The following is a 23,557-nucleotide window of genomic DNA, read 5'->3' as shown; positions in this document are numbered from 1 at the left end:
CTTTAAAATGGTTCTCTCCTCTCTTCAGAGGAAGAGAACAAATAGGGGTGTGGGGTATCCGCGACGGAACCGGAGACCCCCGCCGCTGTATTGATATTGGCTTTTGATTATTTACCTCGAAGAGGAGAAAAAAATATGAAGCGTAAAGCGCCGGCATTATTGCTTATCTTTTGTATGCTGTTGGCAAGTTTCACAACCTCTCAATCACAGCATGTCTGGGCCAATTCGGACGGTGGCACGAAGAATTTACTGGACAGCTTGTTTAAGAAAGACAACGCCGGCAATTCCGATCAAAGCAACGAACAAAACGGACAGAAATCGGAGGCGAATGAAAGTGCACGGGCGCTCGGCCAAAGAGTGACTGAGGACTACTATTTGCAAGTGAAGCAGCAGTGGGAGCAAGAAGGGGTTTCCGATTCGCAATCGTTTCAAGCGGTTATTCATCCTGCCCAATTGTATGCGGGCACCAAGAAAGCCCCATTAATACCAGTATCGCAGTCGAACGGATATGATGAGCAAGTTGTATTGTGGAATGATCTGACTCCAGAAATCAATTTCACGGTAAATGTTCCTAACGACGGGCTTTACCAGATTAAAATAGATTATTTTGCTCTCGCGGGCAAGATTACGCCAGCCGAAAGAGGCATTCAAATTAATAATGAATATCCGTATTTCGAGAGCAGAAGGATTGTATTTCCGCGGCTCTGGACCAATGAATCTGAGCAATTTCAACAGGATGAGCTCGGCAATGAGGTCTTCTCCAAGCAAGTCGAGGTACAGAAGTGGCAGAGCACGCACATCTCAGATGCAAGTTACCTGAACAATGAGCCGCTCAAGTTCCGCCTGAAGAAAGGCAGCAACCATATTAAACTGCATTATTTGAGAGAAGCGATGCTGGTTGGACGGATCAGCGTAGAATCGCCGGAGGATCTGCCGGCCTACGAAGTATACTTGCAAAGCAATAATGCGGTTTCAGAAGAGATCGAAGCCATTCATACCTTCGAGGCGGAGAAAGCTGACCTGAAGTCAGATTCCTACATTCAAGCGATGGCCAGCGGCGATGCCAACGTAACGCCTAATCGCGGCTCACTTATCTCGCTGAACACACTCGGCGGAGACAGCTGGAAGCATGGCGGACAAAACGTCACATGGAACATCCATGTGGAGAAAACCGGATATTATCAGTTGGCTTTCAAATATACGCAGTATTTCAAAATTAACATGCCTGTATTCCGCAAGCTGCTGATCGACGGAAAGGTTCCGTTTCAGGAAGTATCGGCTTATGCATTCCCCTACGCGTCCGACTGGGCGAATGAAGTGATCTCGGATGCTGAAGGCAAGCCATACAAATTTTATTTTACTGAGGGAGCGCATCAGCTGACGCTGATTGCCGATCCGTCCCCGTACCAACGGGTTATTCAAACGGTAAGAGAAGTTATGGAAGAGCTTAATGTGCTCAATCTTGAGATCAAAATGGCAACGGGCAATACGCAGGATGTGTACCGGGATTGGGACATTACCGAGCAAATGCCGGATATCGCCGATACGTTGAACGGGATTGCCGGGAAAATGCGCGGGGAGTATGAATATCTGCGCGAACTAAGCGGCCGCAATCCGGATGAAGCAAGAAACCTTCTAATCGGGGCGGAGCAGTTGGAGAGGTTGGCTGATAACCCGTCGACGATTCCCGTAAGGTTCGATCAAATCTCGCAAGGCTCGGGCTCCGTAACACAAAAGCTCGGGGATATGCTGTTAACGATGCCGCAGCAGCCGATCCAGATCGATAAATTTTATGTGTATAACAACAAAAAGCTGCCGAAGGCCAAGGCGGGCTGGTGGCAAAAAGTATCAGCCATGTCCAGTCATTTCTTTACATCATTTACGACAGATTACACGCGAATTAGCCCTGCGGATGAGGATTCACTGCAAATCTGGGTTAATCGCCCCCGCCAATATGTGATGCTGATGCAGCAAATGGCGAATCAGGAGTTTACGGCCAAGACGGGAATCAAGGTTTCCTTGTCGCTCATGCCGAACGAGCAAAAGCTCATTTTGGCCAACGCATCCGGCAAATCGCCTGATGCGGCGCTGGGAGTAAGCGAGAAATTTCCTTATGAGTTTGCATTAAGGGGAGCGCTCTCCGATCTTAGCCAATTCGAGGATTACGGGCAAGTCGTTGACCGCTTTGCGCCGGGAGCCATGCTGCCGTTCATGTTTGACGGCGGAGTTTATGCACTGCCGGAGACGCAAAATTTCTGGGTGCTTTATTACCGCAAAGACATCTTGGATGCGCTGAACTTGGATGTTCCGCAGACGTGGGACGATGTATTGGCAACGCTGCCGAGCCTGCAGCGCTACGGCATGAATTTTTATGTTCCGCTCGCAGAAGCGGGCGCCATGAAATCATTCAACCTGACGACACCGTTCTTTTATCAGCAGGGTGGGGAGCTGTTCGCAGAGGATGGCACGAGAACGGCGGTGGACAGCGATGAAGCGCTCGAAGGTTTCAAATTGATGACGAACATTTTCACGGTTTACAATATGCCGCTGCAAATCCCGAATTTCTACAATCATTTCAGGGACGGTCATTTACCGATCGGCATATCGAACTACAATACGTATGTGGAATTGACGACAGCCGCCCCGGAGCTAAGCGGCTCGTGGGCAATCGCGCCATATCCCGGCATAGCCAACGACAAAGGCGAGATCACCCGCTGGGCGCCGGGTACCGGACAGGGCGTCATCGTGTTTAAGGACAGCGATAAACAGCAGCAGGCGTGGGAGTTTGTTAAATGGTGGACTTCTAAAGAGGTCCAGGCTGAATTCGGCAATCTGGTCGAAACGATCTACGGGCCGACATATCGCTGGAACAGCGCAAACCTTGAAGCGTTCAGCGAGCTGCCATGGCCGGAGGAGGATCTAAAGATCATATTGGAGCAATGGAAATGGCTCAAGGACATTCCACATATCCCGGGCGACTATATGCTGGACAGGGAGCTTAGCAATGCATGGAACAAGGTCGTGTTCGACGGCGAGAACCCGAGAAAAGCGATCGAGGACGCTGTGGTGCTGGCTAACCGGGAAATCATGAAAAAGCTTGAGGAGTTCGGTTATGTTCAGGACGGCAAAGGGGTCAAGAAGCTGAAAGTGCCGACGATTGAGGATGTCAAAGGGGCAAGAGGTGATACCGAGTGAAAATGACAATGAGCAAAAACATGCGCAGAGAGCTGGAGGCCCTGTTTTTCGTATGGCCGTTCGTGCTGACCTTCACACTATTTATCGTTATTCCTGTTATTGTGGCCATCTATCTGTCGTTTACGTACTTTAACACCGTTCAGGCCCCTGAATTCATCGGCTTGAAAAACTATGTGAATCTGTTGACTCAGGATAATGTATTCATGATGTATGTGCTTCCCAATACCTTCAAGTTTTCATTGATCGTCGGACCGGGTGGATATATTTTATCGTTTTGGCTGGCCTGGCTGCTCGCTCAAATACCGAAACGTTCAAGGTCGGTGCTGACATTAATCATTTACTCGCCTTCCATGACGGCAGCGGTAGCGATGGCGGTCGTCTGGCTCGTTGTGTTCAGCGGTGATGCCGCAGGTTACCTGAACAGCTTTCTGTTAAGCCTTGGCGTAATCAACGAACCGATTCAATGGACGCAGTCGCCGCATTACCTGATGTATATCATGATTGCGGTTACGCTGTGGAACAGCATGGGGGTAGGCTTTCTGGCGATGCTTGCTGGCATATTGAATATTAACCAAGAGCAGTATGAAGCCGGTTATATCGACGGCATTAAGAACAGGCTGCAGGAGGTATGGTACATTACGATACCTTCGATGAAGCCTCAGATGCTGTTCGGTGCGGTTATGGCGGTTGTAGGCACATTCCAGGCGGGCGATATCGGAGTCCAGCTGTCGGGAGCCAATCCGACGCCGCAATATTCGGGCCAGGTTATCATTAATCACATCCAGGATTACGGCTTTATCCGATACGATATGGGTTATGCGTCAGCGGTTTCCGTCGTGCTGCTTATCATTGTATACGGTCTTTCCAAGATCTGCTGGAGACTATTCGCAGAGAAGGACTAAAGGGACCCAGAAGGAGAAGGTACGAAATGAATTCATTTCATGGAAATAAAATTAATCCGACAAGAATACATCGAAGCCAACTCAAGTACTATCTGTTCTTGATCGCTTTATCCGCATTTATGCTGCTGCCGATCGTATTCATGTTTTCGCAGGCGTTGAAGCCAATTAATGAGCTGTTCTTGTATCCGCCGAGGTTTTTTGTGGAAAATCCGACGTTAAAAAACTTTCTCGATCTGTTTAACGTTACGAGCGTCACCGTTATCCCGATGACCCGGTTTCTCTTTAACAGCGTCGTGGTGACCGGATGTGTCGTTTTTCTCAGCATTACGATCAGCGCCATGGCAGGTTTTGCACTGTCCAAGCTGCAGTTCAAGAGTAAAAAGCTCATCTTTGAAGCCAATGTTATTGCCTTGATGTTCGTTCCGGCCGCTATTGCGATCCCGCGATATTTTATCGTCGATACGCTGGGTTTGACGGATAATCTGCTTGGACACATCATTCCGATCCTGGCGATGCCGGTAGGGTTGTTTCTGATTAAACAATTCGTGGATCAAATACCTAATGAATTGATTCAGTCGGCATCGATCGATGGCGCTACGAATTTCATGATCTTCAGAAAGATCATTATCCCTGTCATTATGCCTGCGATGGCAACGGTTGCGATTCTGGCTTTCCAGATGGCGTGGAACAACACGGAAACATCCGAAATTTACATGAATAACGAAACGCTCAGAACGTTTGCTTTTTACATGACCACACTCACAGGCAATCTGGAAAACCGAGTAGCCGGTCAAGGTATTGCCGCTGCCGCAGCTTTGATCATGTTCGTGCCTAACCTGATTATTTTTATTTTCATGCAGAGCAGAGTGATTGATACCATGGCGCATTCGGGGCTGAAATAACGAGGGGGATAAGCATGGTAAAATTCAAATCCATTCTGTTCATTGTTTTGATCATGCTGCTGCTGCAGCCATCAGCGGCATTCGCCAATGCTCCATATATAACATTTACAGTCAACCATGAGGGCGAGCCGATCCTCACCCAAAGTGCCTACCTGCCTACAGGTGTAGTCGACGGCTTCGATATTATCGAGAAGGATGCGGGAACCGGAGAGGAAAGCAGTGTCCCGTTGTCCCGTCCGGAAGATCTGTTCATAGACAGCCAGGATCATGTCTATGTGGCGGATACCGGAAATGGAAGAATCGTCGTTTTTGACGCGTGGGGAAATTATTTGCGGTCGATCGGGCAGGAAGTGCTGTCCAAGCCGACGGGGGTATTTGTCGATGAGGAAGGTACGGTGTATGCTGCCGATTACGGTAATGAAACAGTATATATGTTCAACAAAGACGGATCGTTATTACGGGAATTCGGAAAGCCGGATTCTCATCTCTTCGGAGAGAACAATCCATTCAAACCGACAAAGGTCATTGCCGATAAACGAAAAAACCTGTTCATTGTCGGTGAAGGGACGATCCACGGGTTAATCCAGATCAGCCAGGAGGGTGAATTTCTTGGTTACTTCGGGGGGAATAAAACCGGATTCAGCCTGAAACGGCTGCTGCAGCGGACCTTCTACACGCAGACTCAATTGGATCAACTGATGAAGCAGCTTCCGCCTTCCGCGACAAATGTCGCAATCGACAGCGAAGGGCTGGTATATACAAGCACCATCGGCACAAGAAATGACAGCATCAAAAAACTGAATGTGGCGGGCAAGAACTTGCTGCCGGGTCTATGGTCGTATCCCGATATTGCCGATGTTACCGTGGATGCGATGGGAAATATTTATGTGGTGGATTCCTTCAGAGGACGGATCATCGAATATGACCGGGACGGCAATATGCTGTTTGTATTCGGAGGTACGGATGAGGGGAGCCAGCGCCTGGGGCTGTTCAAGTCGCCCAGCGGGATTGCGGTCAGCTCGGACGGACGATTGTTCGTCGTGGATAAGCAAAGAAACAATATTCAAATCTTGAAGCCAACCGAATTCACAACGATCGTGCATGAAGCGATCTTTCATTACATGGACGGCAAATACGCCCAGAGCGAAGGGCCGTGGATAGATGTGCTAAGACTGAACAGCATGTTCGACCTGGCTCATACCGGATTGGGAATGGCCGCCATGAAGCTGGGGAATTATGAGCTTGCGCTTGAGGAATTCAGCGTAGCGGGCAATAAAGAGGAGTATTCGAACGCGTATTGGGAAATCCGCCGGGTATGGCTGATGGAGAATGCTTCATCCTTCATGATTGGCATCATCCTGCTGCTTGCTGTCATTACCGCCATGAGAAAGCTGTATCGCAAATACGGGTTCGCGCGCCAGGCGGTTGACGGCTGGAAATGGTTCAGGCAGCGGACGCTCGTGGCCCAGCTATTGCATCCGTTCCGTTTAATGAGGCATCCGGTGGACGGATACTATGAGCTGGAGGCGGAAGGGAAATCATCCGTTTTATCGGCAACGATCCTGCTTCTGCTGCTGTTTGTCGTCAGAGTGTTTGAAATCTATCAGACGAACTTTCTGTTCGCGGATTGGGACGTAAAGAAGATTAACCTGTTTACCGAGTTTTTGAAAGTTTATATTCCATTCTTTGCATGGGTGATATCGAACTATCTGGTCAGCACCATTAACGATGGAGAAGGCAAATTCAAGGACATCTACAAAGGCTCTGTGTATGCTTTAAGCCCTTACATCATCTTTGCCGGACCGGTGGCTGTCATGTCGCAGGGCTTAACACAGCTTGAGGTTGTGGTGTACGATTTTGCGTCCGCTGCCATCATCATTTACTCCGTATTTCTCTTCTTCATGATGGTGAAGGAAATTCACGGGTATGAAATCGGCCAAACCGTTAAAAACATTTTCCTGACGATCATGGGTATGCTGATTATGGCCTTGCTGGCCTTCATCCTTTTTGGACTATCCAACCAGGTCACAGACTTTATCTATTCTATCTTCCAAGAGGTGAAGTATCGTGTCGATTATTAAAAAGTCGGTCGGTTATATCTGTATTGCGGCCCTGCTTTTTTTCGGCATTGTGTCATGGGCGACCGGGGAAGAACAGCCCTCCCGCGTAACTGACCGATTGCCCGGCAATAAGGAAGACCGTGCGATTGAGTATAAAATCAACAGCTATACTTCACCTGAACAACATGCCGGCAGCGATATTGAAGTTCGTGAAATACCGGACAGTTATGAGCTTGCAGCGCAAAGCGATAGCTTGGAATTGTACGTGAAGGACAGCTTGCAGAGCTTCATGATTAAAAACCGGCAGAGCGGGTATGTATGGAGCTCCGTACCGGAGGAAAAGTCGATGCAAGAGGAGCATCTGAATGAGGAGTGGGACGCTGCGGTCCGATCGCCTTTTCTGCTCGAATATTTCGATGAGAACGCGATGTTGAAAAGAGGCAGTTATACTTCCCTCAAAGCGGCGGCGAAGAGGATCGAACAGGTTCCGGGCGGAGTGAAGGCGGCTTACGCCATGGAATCCATCGGTATAACGTTCTCTATGGAAGTAAAACTGGAGGGTGACGCGCTTGTTGTAAAGATTGCCGACAAGGATATTGTGGAGGATGGCAGCGCAAAAATAGCTTCCATTCAACCGCTTCCCTTTCTGGGGGCAGTGAGGAACGGCGAGATTCCGGGCTATATGTTCATTCCGGACGGAAGCGGAGCTCTGATCCGTTTCCAGGATAACCATCCGAGGTATGATCAAGCTTATGACGGAAGAGTGTACGGCATGGATCATGCGTTAGAATACTCGGATCTGTGGAGCATCAACGAACAGCCGATCCTGATGCCGGTATTCGGCATGACGCACGGTGTGAAACAGAACAGCTTCCTCGGCATCGTCGAGGATGGAAAATACACGTCCCGGATCAATGCGTATCCGAGCGGTGTCAATACTGGGTTTTATTGGGTGTCGCCGAGGTTTATAATGCGCCAGTCGTACTTTCAGCCAACAAGCAAAAACATGGGCGGCTTTAATACGTACCAGGCGGGGCGCACGCATGAGGACCGTCAAGTGCGCTACATCTTCCAGCACGGACAAGACGCTGATTACGTGGGAATGGCTAAAACGTACCGCCGTTATTTGAATGGACAAGGCGTCCTTGCGCCAAAGAACGGTTCGCAAGAAAACATTCCGCTCAGCCTCGAAGTGCTCGGCTCGGAAAAAGAGCCGGGGATTATCGGCAATCGGATCGTCAAAATGACGAGCTTTGACGAAGCGGAGGGAATGGTAAATGAGCTGATGGAGCATGGGGTCGAGAACCTTTCCGTTGTATATACCGGCTGGGGAGACGGCGGCCTGAACGGGAATAACCCGGACAAATTTCCGGCAGGGAAGGAATTGGGCGGTGACAAAGGGCTGGCCCGGCTGAAAAAGAACTTGGCGGACAAAGGCGTTACGTTATTTCTCTATAACGACTATACCAATGCGTACGGAAACAACAACGGCTTTCTGCCGAATGCGGACGGTATCCGCAGTGTCAGCAATGAGGTGCTGAAGGAAACCTATTATTTATGGTTCGACCAGGAAAGCAACAGTGATCTGACCGTGTACTTTATGAATCCGAAGGTTGCCGCGGATATCGCCAAGAGCGATGCGCAGCGGTTCGGCCGCATGGGCATTGATTCTGTAGCCATCGGCAAGACCGGCTGGCTGCTGCTGTCGGATCATCATCCGGATAACCCCATGTCAAGACAGCAGGCGGCGAATGAATACGAGAAGCTGGCCGGAACGCTGCAGGGTGAGATGAACAACATCGGCTTTTATTCGCCAAATGACTATTTATGGAAATATTCATCGCAAATGTTTGAGATGCCGATGTACTCGTCGCAGTATATGTTCACGACTGATACAGTGCCGTTTCTGCAAATTGCGCTGCACGGCTATGTCGATTACTTCGCACCGGCTGCCAATTATAATGCGAATCCGCAGGAATATTTGCTGCGAATGGTGGAGTACGGCGCTTATCCGTCCTTTAAAGTAACCGGTGAGCCGTCGTGGAAGCTGAAATATACGCTCTCCAACAGCATGTTTACCTCGTACTTTATGGATTGGAAGGATGAGATCGCCGCTACGTACGAGAAGATGAATGCAGCCCTGCGGCAGGTACAGGACGCGACTATCGAACAACGCAACATGCTGGATTGGGGCGTCGTTGAGATCGTCTACTCGAATGGCATCAAAATTATCGTGAATTACAGGGCGAAAGACGTTCAGTATGAGAACCGGACGATTCCACAGATGGATTTCATTCTGGCGGGAGGTGAATAAATTGCTGCTGAGGCTGATCAGAAAAAGAAGAGAGATGTTTACGGGTTATTTGTTCGTCCTCCCCTGGATCATCGGATTTTTGTTGTTTATGGCATATCCGATTTATTTCTCACTGAACATGAGCTTTAATCGCGTATTAATCACCTCAGAAGGAATTAACACGACGTTTGTCGCTTGGGATAATTTTAAATACGCGTTTTTATCCGATCCGCAGTATGTGGAAGAGCTGGTTGTGTTCATTCAACAGGTTGTGTTCATAATTCCGATCGTGGTCATCTTCTCAATGCTTGTCGCGCTGTTGATCAATCAGCCGATCCGTTTTAAAGGCTTGTTCAGGGGAATCTTCTTTTTGCCGGTTGTCATTACAAGCGGTGAGGTCGTCAAGGAATTATTCTCGCAAGGGGCGACGTCCATTCCGATCGTGGAGCGCTACGGCATCGTCCAATTTTTGGAGGCGAATTTTAGTTCGACCTGGTCGGAGCCGATTATAACGGTCATTCAACAACTGATCATTATTTTATGGTATTCGGGCGTGCAGATCCTCATCTTCCTGGCCGGCCTTCAGAAGGTGAACAGCCAAATCTATGAGGCGGCTTCTATCGACGGCGCTTCGCCATGGGAGATCTTTTGGAAAATTACGCTGCCAAGCATCAAGCCGTTCATTCTGGTCAATATCGTCTATACGACGGTCGACCTGTTTACGAATGCCTTAAACGGGGTGATCGGGCTTATTAAAGAGCATATGTTCAAGCTCAATACAGGCTTCGGTTATGCGACCGCGCTGGCATGGATTTACTTTGCAATCATTTTTGTCATCCTGCTGCTCGTCGTCCTCATCTTCAGCAGAAACGAAGACTATAACCCAAGAAAGGCCGGGAGGTGAACAGGATGAAGCAGGGCATCGCATCGATCATGAGAGCGGCCAAGGCTGCAGATAAAAAGACATTTGAAAACGGCTGGAACAAATCCAAAAAGTTTCTGCTTGGCAGGCAAGGCAATGACGGCATCGTATTTAAGCTAGTGGTTTACGCGCTGCTGATCAGCATCGGTTTTGTATATTTGTATCCGATTTTTTATATGATTTCGCAGAGCCTCAAAAGCCTGCAGGATTTGCTGGATCCCACCGTTCTGTGGCTGCCGAAATCGCTGCATCTTGATAATTATATCCGGGCATGGCATGTGCTGGATTTCCCAAGAGCGTTCGGCGCGTCGCTGTTGAACTCGGTGCTGCCGGCCATCGCCCAGACCGTATCATGCGCCTTGGTCGGTTACGGCTTTGCCAGATTTAGATTTCCGGGTAAAAACGTCATGCTGGCGCTCATTTTGCTGACGTTCATTATTCCTGTGCAGGTTGTGATGATTCCGCTGTTCCTGCTGTTTCAGCAATACGGCTTGCTCGGTTCGCCGCTTCCGTTTATCGTGCCGGCCCTGTTTGCCGGCGGAATCAAGAGCGCGTTATTCATACTGATCTACTTGCAATTTTTCAAAACGGTTCCCAAAGCGCTGGAGGAATCGGCGCAGATCGATGGAGCGGGCGCATTCAAGACCTTTTTCCGCATCATTTTGCCGATTTCGGTACCGGCCATCGTCGTCGTATTTCTGTTCTCGCTTGTATGGCATTGGAATGAGACGTATACGACCTCGCTTTATTTGGGAGAAAGCATGCGGACCCTTCCTTTGAAGCTGCAATCCTTTGATCTGGCTTATTCACAGACGTATTCTTCCAGCAATGTCGGGATGGATGCAGTAAACATTAATGAGTCGATTAAACTTGCCGGTACAATGCTGATTATTTTGCCGCTGTTGACGCTGTATCTGTTTGCGCAGCGGTGGTTTGTCGAAGTCATCGACAAGACAGGGATTACAGGCGAATAAAAGCGTACAACATCAGAAGTTCAATCCAACATCAGAGGAGACGAAAAACAATGAGCGAACAAAAGTTGAAGCTGGGTATTATCGGTGCGGGAGGGATTTTCAGATATGTTCATGCGCCCGCCTGGGCAGAGCATAAAGAAGTGGAATTTACAGCTGTATGTGACGTAAATCGGGAGCGGGCGGAGGAAGTGGCCAAGCTGTTTAACATTCCGCATGTCTATACTGATTACCGCGATCTGCTGGCCCATGAAGAGATCGATATTGTAGATATTTGTACGCCGAATGTATACCACTCGACCTATACCGTAGCAGCCTTGGAAGCTGGAAAGCATGTGCTGTGTGAAAAGCCGGATGCGGTCAATCCCGAAGAAGCGGAAAAGATGGCGGAGACAGCCGAGAAAACAGGCAAAACACTGATCGTCATGCGAAACAACCGATTCAGTGCAGCGGCTCAATATATGAAGCAGTATGTGGACCAAGGCCATATGGGCGAGATTTATACCGGACGCTGCGGCTGGCTGCGCCGCCGCGGGATTCCGGGCAAGGGCGGATGGTTCACAACCAAGGAACTGTCCGGGGGAGGTCCGCTGATTGATCTGGGCGTGCACTTTATTGATCTGGCGGTGTGGCTGATGGGCAATCCGCGTCCGGTATCGGTTGTGGGCGCAGCCTATACAAAGTTTGCTGAGACCGAGGTTTCAGACTCGGAGCATAGCAAATTCGGAGAGAAGCAGGAGGAAGGCATATTTGACGTGGAGGATCTGGCTTCCGGCTTTATCCGGTTTGAAAACGGGGCCAGCCTGCAGATTGAATTCAGCTGGGCCTCCAATGTCGAGGAGGAAGTCACCTTCTATGAGCTTCGCGGAACAAAGTCAGGGGCCAGCTTCAATAATGGGCAGCTAAAGCTCATTACGGAAGTGGAGGGTAAGATGTGGAATGTGAATCCGGAAATTCACAACCACCATGTCGGCGATCACGCGAACAATATCAATCATTTCATTGATGTTGTACAAGGCCGTAAACAGCCGATCTTTACACCGCAGCAAGGGGTAGACATGATTAAAATTTTATCCGCCATCTATGAGTCAGCACGGACAGGACATGAAGTGCGGTTATAGAAAAGGGAGAGCGGTGGAATGAGCAATAGAACGCGTCTGACGCCCGGACTGCTGTTACTGGTGCTCGCATTGCATATGGTGCTTGCCGGGTGCGGCAACTCGGTCTCATCCGATCAGGAGAAAATCATTGACGAGCCGCTGCTGGAGGAGGAGAGCCGCAAGAGCTTCGATTTCTTCTGGAAGGAAGCCAATACAGATCCTGCGAGCAAGGGCTACGGTCTGATCCGGGACCGCGCGCCGGGCAATCCGAATCTGAGCAGTGTCGCATCGGTAGGCTTCGGCCTAACCGCTCTTGCGATCGGCGCGGAGCGGGAGTGGATCTCGCGGGAAGAAGCACGAGAGCGTGCGCTTGGCACATTGAATACGCTGTGGAATCATGCCGAGCAGATCAATGGTTTCTTCTATCACTTTTTGAATATGAACGATGCGACAAGAGCCGGCAACAGTGAGGTATCGATTATAGACACAGCGATCGCAATTAACGGCGCCATAACCGCAGGTGAATATTTCGGCGGGGAAGTAAAGGAGCTTGCAGAGCAGATCTACAGCAGAGTGGATTGGAACTGGTATCGCGACCCGCAGCGCAATCTATTCTATATGGGATATCATCCGGAAGAAGGCTTTAAGGGCCACTGGGATTTTTATGCGGAACAGTTGATGCTTTATTATTTGGCTGCAGGCTCTCCTGCTCATCCGCTCGATGAAGACATGTTCTACAGCTTCATTCGTCACACCGGATCATACAAAGAGAGCGAGCCGTTCATCCATTCCTGGTTCGGATCAATCTTTACGTATCAATTCTCGCATGCATGGTTTGACCTGCGGGATAAAACCGATGAACAGGGCATCGATTGGTGGGAAAATTCAGTGAACGCATCTATAGCAGCGCGACTGTTTGCCATCGATCAATCCGAGGCGTTCAGCACATTCGGTTCGGATGCATGGGGGCTCACCGCATCGGACGGTCCGCACGGTTATGAAGGGAAGTATGGGTCAGCGCCGTCGGGCTACAGCAATGATGCGCATTTCGTAGACGGCACATTGACGCCGGCCGGGGCACTCGGTTCCATCGTATTTACTCCGGAGGAATCGATTGCGGCGTTGAAGCATTTTTACACCTTCCCTGATTTGATCGGAGCGTATGGATTAAAGGATGCTTATAATACTGCCGTGTCGCCGGCCTGGTATGGCAGCGATGTGATCGGAATTGACAAGGGCATCACACTGTTGATGATTGAAAATTACCGGACCGGGTTTGTCTGGAAATGGTTTATGAAAAATGAATATGTGAAAAAGGGATTGGACATCGTCGGGATGTCGGAGAAACAGGTTTCGTCATCATAGAATAGACTCACTTCGTATGCAGAAAGAAGGTTTACGAGTCCGTTATGAAGAATGTATAGTTTAAAAATCCCGGAAAGCTACTAGTTTTAAGATGAGGAGACAACCATGGCTACGATCAAAGATGTCGCGAAAATGGCGGGCGTATCAATATCGACAGTTTCCTACGCCTTGAATAACCATGCCAAGGTAAGCAAAAAAACGAAACAAAAGATCATGGACGCAGCTCGTCAGCTGAACTATCAAAAAAATGGCCTGGCATCCGACTTGAAAAAAAACAGCACACGTACGATCGCAATCATCGTCACCGATTTGGCCGGCCCTCATTATGCAGAATTGGTGAAAGGCATTCAGGAGGTCACACTGTCCAAGGGCTACGATTTGCTTGCATGCAGCTCAGTTGGGGAGGAAACCTCCACAGCGGTCAAATTTTTGACGGAGAAACGGGTCGACGGTGCCATTGTTTTGTCACACAATATCGATGAAGATATTATTATTCAATCGGCAAGGAAGGAATTCCCGATCATTTTGTTGGACCGGAAGGTAGACAGTGATTTTGTCGTGAGTATTGAAGTGGATAATGAAGAGGGCTGCCATATGGCGGCGGAATATTTAATTGAGCAGGGGCATCGGGATATTGCGTTTATAAGCGGCAACTCGATCGGCAGCCTGCATGTCCAGCGGGTGCGCGGTTATGAGAGTGCGCTGCGCAAGCACGGGTTGGACGGCAAAAGCCGGCTGCATCAGTTCGGGCTGTTTAACCAGGATAACGGTTACAGCATGACCAAGATGCTGATTGCTCAAGGAAATCTGCCGACCGCCATTATGTATGCGAACGATGAGATGGCCATTGGAGGCATCAAAGCGTTCAAGGAGTATGGCATTGAGATTCCGTCCGATGTTTCGATCATTGGATTTGACGATATTGAGCTGGCGCAATACGTTCGTCCGGCACTCACAACCGTGATGCAGCCCAAATACGAACGCGGCGCTTTGGCTGCGCATTTGATCTTCCAGATTCTTGAAGGTCAAGATACACAGGATTACTACAAGTTTTCCACGCAGCTTGTGCTGCGCGATTCGGTCCAAAAAAGGAAGGAGTAAGCGAGCCGAAGTACAGGCTGCCGGATTCGTCCGCAATGTCCATGGAGCACAGATGGACGATGTGTTGGCTGGTCCGGTTCCCCTTCATTCCTTTGGTTCTATTTTTTCAACTGTATATCGAAACGTTTCACAACTTCTCTATACATGAAAAGGGAGGTAACGAAATTGATAGAAATCAAAAATAAACAGATTGTTATCGACGGCAAGCCCCAATTGATTATGTGCGGTGAAATTCATTACTACCGCTTGGAGAGAAAGGATTGGCAGGACCGCATCGATAAGCTGAAGGCAGCCGGCTTCAATGCCGTCGCCTCTTATATTCCTTGGTTATGCCACGAGCCGGTGGAGGGTGAAGTGGATCTGGAAGGAAAGACGCGTGCTGAGCTTGATCTTGGCGGGTTTATCGATTTATGTCAGGAGAATGGGCTTTATTTCATTGCTAGACCGGGCCCGTTTATCATGGCGGAGATGAAAAACGAAGGCCTCCCGCATTGGGTGTATACGAAGCACCCGGACATCGTGCCGGTAACGTGGGATGATCGGCCGATTCCGACCAAAACAATCGATTATATGGCGCCGGAATTTCTTCAGGAAGCACGGAAATGGTATGCCGCGGTTATGCCTGTTCTGGCTGTTCGTCTTTATGGCAAGGGCGGCAATATTATCGGGGTGCAGCTCGACAATGAAATCGGCATGCTCTCATGGGTCAGCAATTCGCCGGATTTGACAGACACTGTTCTGGGCCATTTTGCCTCCTGGCTGGAGCTGGAATATGATGCCTGGGCGCTGGAGCGGAGGTATCCCTTCAGCCTGAAGCGAAAGGAAGGGCTAAAGAAAGCCGTTCAGTCTCCAGAAGAAGAGTATGCCGCCCAGCTTCTTCATGATTTAGGCTATTATATGCGCAGGCGTTTTGCCGGTTATGTAGCTGAGCTCCGCAGGTATGCAGAGGAGTTCGGCGTAACGGACATCCCATTTTTGGTAAATATCCATGGCACAGGGCATGGCAGAGGAAAAACGTACCCGATCGGAATCAGCCAGCTTTATGAATCGTACACCCAGGCACCGGGTTACTTGTCCGGCTCGGATATTTATTTTGGCGACTTAAATATGGAAACATTCCAGGATCTTTATCTGATTAACGGGTTTATGGATGCGGTCCATCTTCCGGATCAGCCATTAACGTCGTTGGAGTTTAACTGCGGTGATGGTAATTTCGGTGAAACCTATGGAGGGCGTTATGATCCTTCGGCCGTTGATTTCAAGACACGGATGTGCATCGCCCAAGGCAACCGGCTGCTTAATTTTTATCTGTTCAGCGGCGGATATAACTATCGTATGGATCAGAAGCTTGGGGACGGCAATGACCGTGTCGCATTTACAGGGGAGCGCCATGGGTTTGCAGCGCCGGTCGGACCGGATGGCGAGCTTAACTATACCTACCCGAGAATGGCTCGCGTCAATAAGACGGTGATGGCTGTAGCGGACAAATTGGCTGTGATGGAAGAGGAGCATGATAAGGTAGCTTTCGCATTTATACCCGATTACTACATGACGGAATACAAGTATCCGCAAAGTGAGAGGATGAGCGAGATTGTTGCCAACCTGGAAGCCAACCGTAATTCTGGGGCATGGGATATAATGGCGCGTGCTATGCTGCTCGCCGGTTACCGGTTCGGGTCTGTAGATGTGCAGAACAAGCCGCTTGATCCGAAGCGGACACCTGTCATTACGATTCCATCGGCAAGTTATATGCATTCGCATATTCAACAAAAGCTGGTTGACTACATGAAAGCCGGAGGAAGCATTCTCTTATTCGGGGAAGTACCGCTCTATGATATGGAAGGAGAGGAATGCCGGATCCTGGCGGACGCATTCGGCGTCAAGCCGAGAGGCATGCTTAGAGACAGCGGACATTATTACCTCTCTTTATATGCGGAGGGCTGGGCCGCGCCGCGTCCGGAGGTGCGCTCGTATGCCGCTCAGGTGTTCGATCATGGAGACACGAAACCGATTCTGCGTGTCTATGATACGAATGAGGTATGCGCATTCGAATCGATGGTCGGCGCCGGAAAAGCGGTTGTTATTGCCGCGGCGTACCGGTGTGATATCCCGTTATTCCGGACCGCGCTCGAAAGATTGGGAGCGAAGGCGGGCCTTTACCATGATTGCCCGGACCTTGGCATATTCATGACATCGACGACGACCAAGGACGGTGAACGCTTTCTTCATCTGCTTAATCTGGATGGATTTGACAAGGAAATGCAGCTTTACGATTATGGGACACAGCTATTTGAGGGACGGAAATTCGTACTGTCAAGCAAAGACGGCGTGATGCTGCCTTTGAATGTTGCCTATCATGGCGTGACCATCGTTTATTCAACGGCGGAAATAACGAACGTATCGGATGAGGCGTTTACGTTCCGATTAACGCAAAGTGAAGATGTCATCGCACTTGAAACGGAAAGAACAATCGAGCCAGGCGAAGCGTATACCCTGGAACAAAAAGGGAATATCACATTAATTACATCCAAAAAACACGCCAAGGTGGACGACCATCTTGACATTCGATTCGGATCATAAAAAGGGGATATCATATGAATAATCAAAATACTGATGTTTACAAGGCACTGCCGGCTAATGTGAAAGCTTTCTTTGATCGTCAATATCAGGATTCGTATGCTTTAATCGACGCGGCCCGACATCCGCGAACGGGTTTGTACGGCGATGCCTATATGACATTTGAAAATAATCCGGAGGATAGATGCTCGATTGCCGCTACAGGGGTAGGCCTCATCAGTCTCTGTGTTGCCGATCTGGAAGGTTGGGACGACAATGCGGCCGAGAAGGTGCGAATTACGCTGCGCGGGGTGCTGGGCGAAATTGAGGGCTGCCATCCGGCGCGTGATACATTCACCGGATTTTACGCTCATTTTGTCCATATGGAAACGGGAGAAAATCTCCATTCGGAAATTTCCACCATCGATACGTCATTGCTGGTTGCCGGCGCGCTATTCGCCGGCCAGCACTTTAAGGAAAGCGCGCCCGACATAGCCGTAACGGCATATGATCTGCTGAAATCAATCGATTGGCGCGTCGTGGTTGCGGATAAAGACAAGGGCGTAATTAATATGATTGTCAAGAATGGCATGGGCACTGCGCCATTGCCTGCATACAATGAATACGTATTGGTCTCTTATCTTGCACTGCTCGGACAGCCGGAAAACAAGGATATTCAAGATCTGTGGTACAATAATTTCGCAGAAGAGCGGATCAATGAGCTGCCGAAGGCACAATACCGGGATATTACGGTGCTGACGGATACGACAACCAATCACAAGGCGTTTCTGTCTTCTTTTGTGCATCAATTTCCGTTCTATCTCGTTCCGGAATATGCGGCCAGCCCGACGTACCGCGATTATTTCGCCAATGCATGCTTGGCCGACCGTATGAAGTGGAAGGAGCTTGAGGATGTGCCATCCTATGTGTGGGGTTACGGGGCCGGCCCTAATGACGGGCTGTTCGGGGGATACCATGCGGATAAGATCGGCAATTCACCGCACAATATTGCCTCCGCTTATATTGTAGCAGGTTTCCTGCCGGTTTACCCTGCAGGCATCTATGATCTGTATGCGATGTATCAACTGCATATTCCATATGACAGCTATACCAATCCGGATGACAGAGCGGATGAACAGAAATTCCGTGCGGCTTATCAATACGGCTTGCACCGTTATTCCTGGTGGCATCTGGAGCTGCCGGAGCGCTGGTATCCAACGAAGATCACGCTGATTGATTGGAGCTCCATGCTTTACGGGATGGCTGCGTTTAAACGGGGGATGTTGTTCTTTACAGAGCGGCTCGTCGAGCAGGAGCAGCTGCAGGTTCTGGGGTCAGACAATGGCAAGCAGAACCCGACGATTGCATAAAAAAGAAGACCGCTCAATTTGAGCGGTCTTCTTGGTTGCGGGGGAGGAGTTTAGATCACAAATGCACGAGAAATGATGACGAGCAGGATAAAGAGAACAAGAATTACACCTACGCTCGTAAATATGCCGCCAAAGCAACTGCAAGAACCTGCGAATCCCATGTGTAGGGCCCCCTTTCACCTTTGATAACACAACCTATGCATGCCGGGAATATAATGTCTGTACAAAAGTCCATATGAGCCGAACGAACAGAAGAATGGATTAATACCCATCGCGATTTCCTGTGAGACCACGGTGGACACAGGTTCATTATTTTCACCAAGGAGGAATCACAGTTGAGCGGTATTTTGGCGGTAGTCGGGGAAGGACAACTCGCGGAGATTGTACGGGAGGCACTGTCAGGCCAGTTCGAGGTTATTCGTCAGGCCGATTTCAATGCGGGTGTACCGGATAAGACATCATTTGTGTTAGTGCTGAGCGATCATTGGCGGCCTTCCGATTATCAAAAGGCCGAAGAGCTGCTGCAGCGGACGGGGATTCCGTGGCTTAGCGGATTTATTTCATTTAACGAAGGGGTGGTCGGTCCACTCGTGCGTCCGGGCAAGCCGGGCTGCTCCCAGTGTGCGGACACGAGGCGATTAATGGCCGGACGTGATCGGGAGGAGATGCTTGAGCTTCAAATGAAGCTGCTGATGGATGGTGAAATTCTGCATGCCGTCCAGGTCTCGCGTATGGGGTTTTTACAGGTGGGCGGCTTGATTGCCGCGGAAGCCATGAAGGCGATGCAGGGGAAGCAAGCGCTGACGGAAGGAAGGGTCTATCTGGTTAACCTGGATACGTTGGAGACTTCACTTCACGGATTTCTGCCGGATCCGCTGTGTTCGATATGCAGTCGGCTGCCTGATGATTCCTCTGCTATCACCCGGATTTCACTGAAGCCGAACCCCAAGCCCAGTGAGGGGATATACCGCAGTATACCGTTGAACGAACTAAAAGCAGTTATGGCCAGAGACTATCTGGACACCCGGACGGGGCTGTTCAATGATAAAATGGATGATCTTGTATCGCCCTTTGCCGTTGTCTGCGTGAATTTGCCGTCCTCCCTGGACAATGAGGTTACGGCAGGCCGGACTCATTCTTACGCGGAAAGCGAACTGACTGCCATGCTGGAGGGATTGGAGCGCCACTGCGGCATGTCGCCGCGCGGCAAACGGACTGTCATACGAGATGCATACCGCAACTTATCGGAACGGGCACTTGACCCCGTTACAGTCGGGGTGTATTCGAAAGAACAGTATGAGCAGCCGGACTTCCCATTTGAACCGTTTGATGCTTCCCGCCTGATCGATTGGGTATGGGGATACTCGATGCAACAGGAGCGTTCGATTCTGCTCCCGGAACAGCTCGCTTATTACAGCCTGGGTTTTGGGGGCAGCTATGTCCATGAGACCTCCAACGGCTGCGCATTGGGAGGCAGCTTGGAGGAGGCTGTATTTTACGGGATTTTGGAAGTGGTGGAGCGTGATTCCTTTCTGATGACCTGGTACGCGAAACTGCCTGTCCCCCGCCTGGATCCACATTCCTCGGACGATAAGGAATTGCTGCTGATGATAGGCCGTTTGGAGGCGGCGGGGTTTGATGTGCTTCTATTCAATACGACGATGGAAAACGGGATTCCGAGCGTGTTGGCGATTGCAAAAAATAGGGGTCATAAGGGAGCGAATATCATATGCGCGGCAGGAGCTCATGTGGATCCGGTACGGGCTGCGAAGAGCGCAATATTTGAGCTCTCCGGCATGATGAGAATGCTGGAGGAGAGGCTTGAGGGCAGCCATGAGGCGTATGTGCAGATGGTCCATGATTCATCGCTGGTAAGGCGGATGGAGGATCATGCCTTATTATATAGCGTGCGCCAGGCGGAGGGACGGCTGCAATTTTTGCTGGATGATCATCGCCCCCTCCTTACGTTTGAAGAGGCGTTCAAGCAAAGGCCGCAACATACGGATTTAACCGACGATCTAAAAGATCTTTTACAGCAATTCAGGCGTTTAAATCTCGATGTCATTGTAGTCGACCAGACAACGCCGGAGATTCAGCGAAACGGCCTGTATTGCGTGAAGGTGCTTATTCCAGGCATGCTGCCGATGACATTCGGGCATCACCTTATCCGTTTGTCAGGGCTGGACAGAGTGTTGAACGTTCCTATGAGGCTTGGGTATGCAAAGCAGCCGTTGACGTTTGAGCAGCTCAATCCGTATCCGCATCCGTTTCCGTAAGCCGTGAGCGCCAAGGTTACTAGAGAACCAGAATTAAATTCAGCAGGCAATTTCGATTGCCTGCTGAATTTGTGATTTATGCCTTATTTACTCTTAATTGTGTTACCACACACGCAAATCAACAAGATTTCTCATAGATAAATATGAGCACATAATCGGAGTTTCTTCCTATCGGAGGTGGTTAATTTGATCTCTATCATATGTTGTACGATGAGACAGCACTTTATTGAGAATGTATTCAAAAATTATGAGAGACAGGACGTAAAAGAAAAGGAGCTCATTGTCATTTTAAACCGGGATGATATGGATCAAAAAAAGTGGGAGCAAAGAGCGAAGGGTTCCCAAGGGGTATCGATATATCGCCTGCCGGAATCGACAAGTCTTGGGGGATGCCTGAATTATGGTGTGCGCAAGTCCAAGTATGACCTCATTGCGAAATTCGATGACGACGATTACTATGCATCAAAATATCTTAAACGGCAAATCAGAGAGATTGAAAAGCAGAAAGCGGATATCGTATGCAAAAGATCTGTCTTCGTCTATTTTGAAAAAGACAAAAAACTTGCTGTCCACCTGCACGGCGAAGAAAATAAATTTGTATTCACTCCAGGGGGGATAAAGGGAGCTACACTGGTTTTTAAGAAAAAGATTCAGCAAAAGGTAAAGTTCCCTGAGCTGAACGTTAGCGAAGATTACCAATTTATAAAGGCATCCGTTCAAAAAGGCTATAAAGTGTATACGACAGACAAATATAACTATGCATGCATCAGAAGAAAAACGCCGGGGCATCACACTTGGAGAGTCAGGGATGACAGCCTGCTGGGCAGATCCAAGCTGATTTGCAAAACAAGCGATTTTAAGCCGTACATCCAAAAGGTGTCGAAACCAAAATTTATAGAAAAAGTAACGATCCATAAAAATAGGATTGCTTTGACCTTTGACGACGGACCCGATCCCGAGCATACAGCACAGATTTTGAACCTGTTGAAAAAGCATGATACAAAAGCGACTTTTTTTGTCATTGGAAAGAAATTGAAAAAGCACCCCGAGCTGGGCAAGCGGATCGTCGCGGAGGGACATGATATCGGCAATCATACGTATAATCATCCCGATTTAGCTAAATTATCAGCAGAAGAGATTAAAGAAGAACTGGCTAAAACGGATCGAATCATCAAAAAAATAACCGGCAAAAAACCGGCAATATTTCGCCCTCCGTACCTTTCTTATAATGACAACGTGCTTGAGGCTTCCAGGAAAATGGGGTATTTAACGATCATGCGCTCCATTGAAACAAATGATTATAAAAAGCCGGGCACAGATAAGATCGTGAAAGCCGTCATGTCAAAACTGGCTCCCGGCGAAATTGTATTAATGCATGATTCCGGCGGGGACCGTACCCAAACCGTGGAAGCAGTAAGTATTGTGCTAAAGGAAATGAAAGCAAAAAATTATAAGTGCAAGAAAATCTCCAAGCTTGCTGCACCGTATTTCGTGTAAATGCGTGCTTGCCAAGCTTACCCGGCATAAAGCTCTGCGGGCGGTTGCTTCTTTAACGAGAGAAGCACGCCTGCAGAGCTTTTTATTCATAATAGGTACGGAATACGATGTCTTGATTGTAATTGCCGAATCCCATTCCATATAACGTCAGGCCGCCGATATGCGCGGCATCGTCTTCGACGGCAAGCCGAAGCGTCCATTGGTTCCGTTCGATCGAGAGCTCATTCAAGCCGTTGTCGGACATTTTTTGCCCGTCAATGTAAGTACCGCTTTCGTTGATGCGGATTACTTTCAAAAATCCGTATTGATTGACGTCATCGCGCCACCAATCCGGCGTATACATGCCCCGGCCATTGCCTGAATCGCCAGGGCTTGTCCAGCAGCCAAGATCGGTGCCGTTCAAGTAGAAGCGGATGTCGGAAGGCCAGTTGCTGTTCACGCCGGGCGCTTCAGAGCTAATTTCCATAGAAATTTCGATTTCCTTGATTTGCTGGGAAGTGAGCAGGTAATTTGGAAATTTGTACTCCACGTACCCTTTGCCGAACCAAAGGATGTTGGCATGCATCCGCTCCGGATCCAGAAAATACCGCGGATCGTCATAATGGCCAATGACACTGGAGGTTGTTGCCAGGCCGCATGTAGGGTGAATATCGAACTGGGTATAATGGCCGATCGGCACCGATACCTCGAAAAACGTTCGGGGCAGATGTTTGGTATGCGGCAGCATGATTTCAATCGCGTCCGCAGCCAGCGAATTGAGCTTATGCGTACCGCCGTTTAATCGCACCATTTTGGATTCGACCAGACCTGCCTGCTGCAGCTTTCGCACATGCATCGATACGATCGCGCCGCTGATTTGTAACTCAGCCGCCAGATCCTTGTTATTCATCGGCTGCTTGGCAAGCAGCTGAATGATGTTTAATCGGACTTCGCTGGCCAATGCCTCGAATAAAGGGAGCCATACGGTATCGGTTGTTGCCTTAATCATGTTCAAAGACCTCCATACTGTAATTATGAATTAATATATTTATAAACCATTATCGGGAA

At 49.3% G+C, this 23,557-nt stretch carries 16 protein-coding genes; 14 read left to right on the top strand and 2 right to left on the bottom strand.

What is annotated here, in order from left to right; all coding sequences use genetic code 11:
- The first annotated feature begins 135 nt into the window (after positions 1 to 135).
- From IEW11_RS07080 to IEW11_RS07025, 12 genes are all read left to right on the top strand, one after another.
- Positions 136 to 3,195, top strand: coding sequence for an extracellular solute-binding protein (locus IEW11_RS07080; protein ID WP_188530362.1), 3,060 nt, complete (start codon positions 136 to 138; stop codon positions 3,193 to 3,195).
- Between the two features lie 20 nt (positions 3,196 to 3,215).
- Positions 3,216 to 4,097 carry a carbohydrate ABC transporter permease gene (locus tag IEW11_RS07075; protein WP_373289312.1) on the top strand — a complete coding sequence of 294 codons (882 nt, stop codon included), beginning with the start codon at positions 3,216 to 3,218 and terminating at the stop codon, positions 4,095 to 4,097.
- 26 nt (positions 4,098 to 4,123) lie between these two features.
- The gene (locus IEW11_RS07070; RefSeq protein WP_188530361.1) at positions 4,124 to 4,999 is read left to right on the top strand and encodes a carbohydrate ABC transporter permease; all 876 of its coding nucleotides are present in this window, start codon (positions 4,124 to 4,126) and stop codon (positions 4,997 to 4,999) included.
- 14 nt (positions 5,000 to 5,013) lie between these two features.
- Positions 5,014 to 7,080, top strand: a complete 2,067-nt coding sequence (locus IEW11_RS07065; protein ID WP_188530360.1) for a YIP1 family protein — start codon at positions 5,014 to 5,016, stop codon at positions 7,078 to 7,080.
- Positions 7,067 to 9,373, top strand: a complete 2,307-nt coding sequence (locus IEW11_RS07060) for a DUF5696 domain-containing protein (protein ID WP_188530359.1) — start codon at positions 7,067 to 7,069, stop codon at positions 9,371 to 9,373. Before IEW11_RS07065 ends, IEW11_RS07060 begins: the two co-directional genes overlap by 14 nt.
- 1 nt (position 9,374) lies before the next feature.
- Positions 9,375 to 10,256 carry a carbohydrate ABC transporter permease gene (locus IEW11_RS07055; RefSeq protein ID WP_229725002.1) on the top strand — a complete coding sequence of 294 codons (882 nt, stop codon included), beginning with the start codon at positions 9,375 to 9,377 and terminating at the stop codon, positions 10,254 to 10,256.
- 5 nt (positions 10,257 to 10,261) lie between these two features.
- Positions 10,262 to 11,248, top strand: a complete 987-nt coding sequence (locus IEW11_RS07050; RefSeq protein WP_229725001.1) for a carbohydrate ABC transporter permease — start codon at positions 10,262 to 10,264, stop codon at positions 11,246 to 11,248.
- Between the two features lie 50 nt (positions 11,249 to 11,298).
- On the top strand, positions 11,299 to 12,366 hold the full coding sequence (locus tag IEW11_RS07045; RefSeq protein WP_188530357.1) for a Gfo/Idh/MocA family protein: 1,068 nt from the start codon (positions 11,299 to 11,301) through the stop codon (positions 12,364 to 12,366).
- A gap of 18 nt (positions 12,367 to 12,384) precedes the next feature.
- Entirely contained in the window at positions 12,385 to 13,710 is a 1,326-nt protein-coding gene (locus IEW11_RS07040; RefSeq protein WP_229725000.1) for a glucoamylase family protein, read from the top strand.
- Positions 13,711 to 13,815: 105 nt separating this feature from the next.
- On the top strand, positions 13,816 to 14,811 hold the full coding sequence (locus IEW11_RS07035; RefSeq protein WP_188530356.1) for a LacI family DNA-binding transcriptional regulator: 996 nt from the start codon (positions 13,816 to 13,818) through the stop codon (positions 14,809 to 14,811).
- A 165-nt stretch (positions 14,812 to 14,976) separates the two neighbouring features.
- Entirely contained in the window at positions 14,977 to 17,391 is a 2,415-nt protein-coding gene (locus IEW11_RS07030; RefSeq protein WP_188530355.1) for a beta-galactosidase, read from the top strand.
- Between the two features lie 14 nt (positions 17,392 to 17,405).
- A complete protein-coding gene (locus tag IEW11_RS07025; RefSeq protein ID WP_229724999.1) occupies positions 17,406 to 18,737 on the top strand; it encodes a hypothetical protein in 1,332 nt (443 codons plus the stop codon).
- Positions 18,738 to 18,787: 50 nt separating this feature from the next.
- Here IEW11_RS07025 and IEW11_RS24795 read toward each other — a convergent pair whose 3' ends face one another.
- Entirely contained in the window at positions 18,788 to 18,898 is a 111-nt protein-coding gene (locus IEW11_RS24795; protein WP_229724998.1) for a YjcZ family sporulation protein, read from the bottom strand.
- Between the two features lie 174 nt (positions 18,899 to 19,072).
- On the opposite strand from IEW11_RS24795, the gene IEW11_RS07020 reads away from it, so the two are divergent.
- Together IEW11_RS07020 and IEW11_RS07015 are read left to right on the top strand one after the other, a co-directional pair.
- Positions 19,073 to 21,013: a TOMM precursor leader peptide-binding protein gene (locus tag IEW11_RS07020; protein ID WP_188530354.1), complete on the top strand. Its 1,941-nt coding sequence runs from the start codon at positions 19,073 to 19,075 to the stop codon at positions 21,011 to 21,013.
- Positions 21,014 to 21,199: 186 nt separating this feature from the next.
- The gene (locus IEW11_RS07015; protein ID WP_188530353.1) at positions 21,200 to 22,510 is read left to right on the top strand and encodes a polysaccharide deacetylase family protein; all 1,311 of its coding nucleotides are present in this window, start codon (positions 21,200 to 21,202) and stop codon (positions 22,508 to 22,510) included.
- Positions 22,511 to 22,592: 82 nt separating this feature from the next.
- Here the strand turns inward: IEW11_RS07015 and IEW11_RS07010 are convergent, their stop codons facing one another.
- Positions 22,593 to 23,498 (bottom strand): ArsR/SmtB family transcription factor, encoded by a 906-nt coding sequence (locus IEW11_RS07010; RefSeq protein ID WP_188530352.1) that lies wholly within the window; start codon positions 23,496 to 23,498, stop codon positions 22,593 to 22,595.
- Between the last annotated feature and the right edge of the window lie 59 nt (positions 23,499 to 23,557).

This window comes from Paenibacillus abyssi (assembly GCF_014640295.1).
Lineage (GTDB): Bacteria > Bacillota > Bacilli > Paenibacillales > Paenibacillaceae > Paenibacillus_D > Paenibacillus_D abyssi.
The sequence above is the reverse complement of the archived record's forward strand: the minus strand, read 5'-3'. Positions and strand labels throughout refer to the sequence as shown.

Coding starts and splice junctions, on each gene's coding strand:
- IEW11_RS07080 (WP_188530362.1), top strand. CDS start 136: ATGAAGCGTAAAGCGCCGGCATTATTGCTTATCTTTTGTATGCTGTTG.
- IEW11_RS07075 (WP_373289312.1), top strand. CDS start 3,216: ATGCGCAGAGAGCTGGAGGCCCTGTTTTTCGTATGGCCGTTCGTGCTG.
- IEW11_RS07070 (WP_188530361.1), top strand. CDS start 4,124: ATGAATTCATTTCATGGAAATAAAATTAATCCGACAAGAATACATCGA.
- IEW11_RS07065 (WP_188530360.1), top strand. CDS start 5,014: ATGGTAAAATTCAAATCCATTCTGTTCATTGTTTTGATCATGCTGCTG.
- IEW11_RS07050 (WP_229725001.1), top strand. CDS start 10,262: ATGAAGCAGGGCATCGCATCGATCATGAGAGCGGCCAAGGCTGCAGAT.
- IEW11_RS07045 (WP_188530357.1), top strand. CDS start 11,299: ATGAGCGAACAAAAGTTGAAGCTGGGTATTATCGGTGCGGGAGGGATT.
- IEW11_RS07040 (WP_229725000.1), top strand. CDS start 12,385: ATGAGCAATAGAACGCGTCTGACGCCCGGACTGCTGTTACTGGTGCTC.
- IEW11_RS07035 (WP_188530356.1), top strand. CDS start 13,816: ATGGCTACGATCAAAGATGTCGCGAAAATGGCGGGCGTATCAATATCG.
- IEW11_RS07025 (WP_229724999.1), top strand. CDS start 17,406: ATGAATAATCAAAATACTGATGTTTACAAGGCACTGCCGGCTAATGTG.
- IEW11_RS24795 (WP_229724998.1), bottom strand. CDS start 18,898: ATGGGATTCGCAGGTTCTTGCAGTTGCTTTGGCGGCATATTTACGAGC.
- IEW11_RS07010 (WP_188530352.1), bottom strand. CDS start 23,498: ATGATTAAGGCAACAACCGATACCGTATGGCTCCCTTTATTCGAGGCA.